The organism is Nocardioides panacisoli (genome assembly GCF_039537325.1).
In the GTDB taxonomy this organism is placed as follows: Bacteria; Actinomycetota; Actinomycetes; order Propionibacteriales; family Nocardioidaceae; genus Nocardioides; species Nocardioides panacisoli.
This window is the reverse complement of record NZ_BAABAH010000029.1, coordinates 1-5428: the sequence shown is the minus strand read 5'-3', so window position 1 is coordinate 5428 and position 5428 is coordinate 1. Positions and strand designations below refer to the sequence as shown.

Sequence of the window (5428 nt, the reverse complement as noted above, 5' to 3'; positions counted from 1 at the left end):
GCGTCTGATGTTTGAGAACTCAACAGTGTGTCATGCATATGTCGATGTGAGGTTTGTGCGCATCTGGCCTTTTGGGGTTGGGTGTGTGGGTTTTTTCGGCATTTCAATGATTCTGGCTTTTGTCAGATGTTTGTTTTGCTGGGTTCAGCTTTTTATGGAGAGTTTGATCCTGGCTCAGGACGAACGCTGGCGGCGTGCTTAACACATGCAAGTCGAGCGGTAAGGCTCCTTCGGGGGTACACGAGCGGCGAACGGGTGAGTAACACGTGAGTAATCTGCCCTTGGCTCTGGGATAAGCACCTGAAAGGGTGTCTAATACCGGATATGACGCGTCCCTGCATGGGGGTGTGTGGAAAGTTTTTTCGGCCATGGATGTGCTCGCGGCCTATCAGCTTGTTGGTGGGGTAATGGCCTACCAAGGCTTTGACGGGTAGCCGGCCTGAGAGGGTGACCGGTCACACTGGGACTGAGACACGGCCCAGACTCCTACGGGAGGCAGCAGTGGGGAATATTGGACAATGGGCGGAAGCCTGATCCAGCAACGCCGCGTGAGGGATGACGGCCTTCGGGTTGTAAACCTCTTTCAGTACCGACGAAGCGCAAGTGACGGTAGGTACAGAAGAAGCACCGGCCAACTACGTGCCAGCAGCCGCGGTAATACGTAGGGTGCGAGCGTTGTCCGGAATTATTGGGCGTAAAGGGCTCGTAGGCGGTTTGTCGCGTCGGGAGTGAAAACATCGGGCTTAACTCGGTGCTTGCTTTCGATACGGGCAGACTTGAGGCATGCAGGGGAGAACGGAATTCCTGGTGTAGCGGTGAAATGCGCAGATATCAGGAGGAACACCGGTGGCGAAGGCGGTTCTCTGGGCATGTTCTGACGCTGAGGAGCGAAAGTGTGGGGAGCGAACAGGATTAGATACCCTGGTAGTCCACACCGTAAACGTTGGGCGCTAGGTGTGGGATCCTTTCCACGGGTTCCGTGCCGTAGCTAACGCATTAAGCGCCCCGCCTGGGGAGTACGGCCGCAAGGCTAAAACTCAAAGGAATTGACGGGGGCCCGCACAAGCGGCGGAGCATGCGGATTAATTCGATGCAACGCGAAGAACCTTACCTGGGTTTGACATACACCGGAAGCCCCCAGAGATGGGGGTCTCTTTGATACTGGTGTACAGGTGGTGCATGGCTGTCGTCAGCTCGTGTCGTGAGATGTTGGGTTAAGTCCCGCAACGAGCGCAACCCTCGTTCCATGTTGCCAGCAATTCGGTTGGGGACTCATGGGAGACTGCCGGGGTCAACTCGGAGGAAGGTGGGGATGACGTCAAGTCATCATGCCCCTTATGTCCAGGGCTTCACGCATGCTACAATGGCCGGTACAAAGGGCTGCGATCCTGTAAGGGTGAGCGAATCCCAAAAAGCCGGTCTCAGTTCGGATTGGGGTCTGCAACTCGACCCCATGAAGTCGGAGTCGCTAGTAATCGCAGATCAGCAACGCTGCGGTGAATACGTTCCCGGGCCTTGTACACACCGCCCGTCACGTCACGAAAGTCGGCAACACCCGAAGCCGGTGGCCTAACCCTTGTGGGGGGAGCCGTCGAAGGTGGGGCTGGCGATTGGGACGAAGTCGTAACAAGGTAGCCGTACCGGAAGGTGCGGCTGGATCACCTCCTTTCTAAGGAGCACACCTCGTGAGCTGGGCCGAATGTGCCCGGCCGGTTGGGGGTGTTCACTAGTGGAATCACATCGTTGAGTGACATGTGTATGGCGCGCTGTTGGGTGTCTGAGGCATCAGGTGCCTGCTGGTCCGGAAGGGACTGGTGGGGCTGGTTGGCTTCTTGGTTCTTGATCTGTCAATAGTGGACGCGAGCAGACACACACCTGTGGTGTGTGTTTGTAGTGTGATGATTGTTCGTTTGTAAGTGTCTTGATCAGCTTTGAGCTGCAGCGCAGGTCGCTGACGCATGTGTTTGTTGTGTGTGTTGGTGGTTTGTGTTGGGCAAGTTGGTAAGGGCACATGGTGGATGCCTTGGCATCGAGAGCCGATGAAGGACGTACCAGCCTGCGATATGCCCTGGGGAGTTGGCAAGGAAGCGTTGATCCGGGGGTTTCCGAATGGGGTAACCCAGCACGAGTCATGTCGTGTTACCTGCGCCTGAATGAAATAGGGCGTGTGGAGGGAACGTGGGGAAGTGAAACATCTCAGTACCCACAGGAAGAGAAAACAACAGTGATTCCGAGAGTAGTGGCGAGCGAAATCGGAGGAGGCTAAACCTCATGTGTGTCATACCCGGCAGGGGTTGCATGTGGGGGGTTGTGGGATTGTTCTGGAGTCGTCTGCCGGCGGTTCGCCTGGGATTGTGTTGAAGTCGAAGTCCGTTGGAAAGCGGTGCCGTAGCGGGTGAGAGCCCTGTAGGCGTAAGACACGATTTCTGGGTGGGAACTTTTTCCCAAGTAACATGCCACTCCTGGAATGGTGTGTGAATCTGGCGGGACCACCCGTTAAGCCTAAATACTTCTCGATGACCGATAGCGGACTAGTACCGTGAGGGAAAGGTGAAAAGTACCCCTGGCGGGGAGTGAAATAGTACCTGAAACCATGTGCCTACAATCCGTCAGAGCCCGGCTGCCCCTTGTGGGTGTTGGGGTGATGGCGTGCCTTTTGAAGAATGAGCCTGCGAGTTAGCGGTGTGTGGCGAGGTTAACCCGTGTGGGGTAGCCGTAGCGAAAGCGAGTCCGAACAGGGCGGTTGAGTCGCACGCTCTAGACCCGAAGCGGAGTGATCTATCCATGGGCAGGTTGAAGCGCCGGTAAGACGGCGTGGAGGACCGAACCCACTTCAGTTGAAAATGGAGGGGATGACCTGTGGATAGGGGTGAAAGGCCAATCAAACTCCGTGATAGCTGGTTCTCCCCGAAATGCATTTAGGTGCAGCGTTGCGTGTTTCTTGCCGGAGGTAGAGCACTGGATAGCCGATGGGCCCTACCAGGTTACTGACGTTAGCCAAACTCCGAATGCCGGTAAGTGTAAGCGTGGCAGTGAGACTGCGGGCGATAAGGTTCGTAGTCGAGAGGGAAACAGCCCAGACCATCGGCTAAGGCCCCTAAGAGGCGGCTAAGTGGAAAAGGATGTGGAGTCGCAGTGACAACCAGGAGGTTGGCTTGGAAGCAGCCACCCTTGAAAGAGTGCGTAATAGCTCACTGGTCAAGTGATTCCGCGCCGACAATGTAGCGGGGCTCAAGCCGTCCGCCGAAGCCATGGCATCCATACCCGTTTGAAGACGGAACCTCGGTGCGTTTTACGCATCCAGGGGTGTGGGTGGGTAGGGGAGCGTCGTGCCACGTGTGAAGCTGCAGGGTGACCTAGTGGTGGATGTGGCACGAGTGAGAATGCAGGCATGAGTAGCGAATCACGGGTGAGAAACCCGTGCGCCGAATGATCAAGGGTTCCAGGGTCAAGCTAATCTGCCCTGGGTAAGTCGGGACCTAAGGCGAGGCCGACAGGCGTAGTCGATGGACAACCAGTTGATATTCTGGTACCGGCGCCATGCCGTCCCTGACGAGCCCGGTGATGCTAACCACCCGAAGCTCACGTCACCGCATCTCTTCGGAGGTGTGGAGCGTGGGTGGAGCGTGGGATCCGATCCGGTAGTAGTCAAGCGATGGGGTGACACAGGAAGGTAGCCCAACCACCGCGATGGTTGACGGTGGGTAAGCCCGTAGGGCGCGACCTAGGCAAATCCGGGTCGCTGACTTCGATGTCGAGCCTGAGAGGTGATGCCGACCCCGTACGGGGGAAGTGGGTGATCCTATGCTGTCGAGAAAAACCTCTAGCGAGGAATGGTGCCGCCCGTACCCCAAACCGACTCAGGTGATCAGGTAGAGAATACCAAGGCGATCGAGACAACCATGGTTAAGGAACTCGGCAAAATGCCCCCGTAACTTCGGGAGAAGGGGGACCCGAACCGTCAAGGCCTTCACGGCCGGCAGCGGGGAGGGTCGCAGAGACCAGGCCCAAGCGACTGTTTACTAAAAACACAGGTCCGTGCGAAGTTGTAAGACGATGTATACGGACTGACTCCTGCCCGGTGCTGGAAGGTTAAGAGGACCTGTTAGACGCAAGTCGAAGCGGAGAATTTAAGCCCCAGTAAACGGCGGTGGTAACTATAACCATCCTAAGGTAGCGAAATTCCTTGTCGGGTAAGTTCCGACCTGCACGAATGGAGTAACGACTTGGGCGCTGTCTCAACCATGGACTCGGCGAAATTGCACTACGAGTAAAGATGCTCGTTACGCGCGGCAGGACGGAAAGACCCCGGGACCTTTACTATAGTTTGGCATTGGTGTTTGGTTCGGCTTGTGTAGGATAGGTGGGAGACTGTGAAGCAGCCACGCCAGTGGTTGTGGAGTCAACGTTGAAATACCACTCTGGTCGTACTAGATGTCTAACCTAGGGCCATGATCTGGTTCAGGAACAGTGCCTGATGGGTAGTTTAACTGGGGCGGTTGCCTCCCAAAATGTAACGGAGGCGCTCAAAGGTTCCCTCAGCCTGGTTGGCAATCAGGTTTCGAGTGTAAGTGCACAAGGGAGCTTGACTGTGAGACAGACATGTCGAGCAGGGACGAAAGTCGGAACTAGTGATCCGGCACCACCATGTGGAAGGGGTGTCGCTCAACGGATAAAAGGTACCCCGGGGATAACAGGCTGATCTTCCCCAAGAGTCCATATCGACGGGATGGTTTGGCACCTCGATGTCGGCTCGTCGCATCCTGGGGCTGGAGTAGGTCCCAAGGGTTGGGCTGTTCGCCCATTAAAGCGGCACGCGAGCTGGGTTTAGAACGTCGTGAGACAGTTCGGTCCCTATCCGCCGCGCGCGTAGGAAACTTGAGAAAGGCTGTCCCTAGTACGAGAGGACCGGGATGGACGAACCTCTGGTGTGCCAGTTGTACCGCCAGGTGCAGGGCTGGTTAGCTACGTTCGGAAGTGATAACCGCTGAACGCATCTAAGCGGGAAGCACGTTTCAAGATGAGGTTTCCCCACCCCTCGAGGGTGTAAGGCCCCCAACAGACTATTGGGTTGATAGGCCGGAGGTGTACAGCAGCAATGCCCAGCCGACCGGTACTAATAGGCCGAACACTTGCCTAACACAAACCCCCAACACAACCAACAAACAACCGGTTGCGAACACAGGGTTTACACGTCAAGACACACAAAGCACCGAACCCGTCACCGCACAACGCGTCCACAAACCAACCACACCCCCCACCCCGCATCCGCGCGGAACAAACGGGGGGGTCTGGTTCATAGAGTTACGGCGGCCATAGCGACAGGGAAACACCCGGACCCATACCGAACCCGGAAGTTAAGCCTGCCAGCGCCGATGGTACTGCAACCGAGAGGCTGTGGGAGAGTAGGACGCCGCCGGACATACTT

Annotated in this window: 3 rRNA genes; all 3 read left to right on the top strand. The window is 56.5% G+C overall.

Annotated features, from left to right (window positions below):
* Nucleotides 1-151: 151 nt before the first annotated feature.
* The 3 genes from ABD709_RS21315 (at nucleotide 152) to rrf (ending at nucleotide 5422) form a co-directional block, all read left to right on the top strand.
* Nucleotides 152-1669 (top strand): 16S ribosomal RNA (locus tag ABD709_RS21315).
* Nucleotides 1670-1991: 322 nt separating this feature from the next.
* Nucleotides 1992-5140: ribosomal RNA gene (locus tag ABD709_RS21310) — 23S ribosomal RNA — on the top strand.
* Nucleotides 5141-5305: 165 nt separating this feature from the next.
* A 5S ribosomal RNA gene (gene rrf / locus ABD709_RS21305) occupies nucleotides 5306-5422 on the top strand.
* The 16S, 23S and 5S rRNA genes sit together here, the layout of an rRNA operon.
* Nucleotides 5423-5428 lie beyond the last annotated feature (6 nt).